This window comes from Streptomyces panaciradicis (genome assembly GCF_023516615.1).
GTDB classification, from domain to species: Bacteria; Actinomycetota; Actinomycetes; order Streptomycetales; family Streptomycetaceae; genus Streptomyces; species Streptomyces panaciradicis.
Map to the genome: position 1 here is coordinate 1 of NZ_JAMGBF010000340.1, position 419 is coordinate 419.

Genomic DNA, 419 nt, shown 5'->3' on the forward strand with positions numbered 1-419 from the left:
CCCCAGTCGGGGACGTCGGTGGTGTAGAAGGCGGGCTCGAAGAACTTGTACTCCAGCAGCATCCGCTGTCCGTCGCCGAGGCGGGCGTAGACCTCGGTCAGGCCTTCGGCGAGGCGGTCCTGGCGGGCGTGGATGTCGTCCTGGCCGGGGTAGTTGGTGCCGTCGGCGAACCACAGCTTCAGGTCGCGGGAGCCGGTGGCGTCCATGATGTCGACGCATTCCAGCAGGTGGTCGACGGCCTTGCGGCGTACGGCGGCGTCCGGGTGGCAGATGCTGCCGAGTTTGTAGGCGTCGTCCTGGAAGGTGTTGGAGTTGATCGCCCCGAGCTTCACGCCGTGGTCCTGGGCGAACTTCGCCAGTGCGGCGTAGTCGTCGACCTGGTCCCACGGGATGTGCAGCGCCACCGTCGGCGCCACACC

The 419-nt window shown here is 68.0% G+C and carries 1 protein-coding gene; it reads right to left on the minus strand.

Annotated features, from left to right (window positions below):
- Positions 1 to 419 (minus strand): TIM barrel protein (locus M8J74_RS44270; protein WP_249841783.1); only part of this gene is annotated, 419 nt, incomplete at both ends.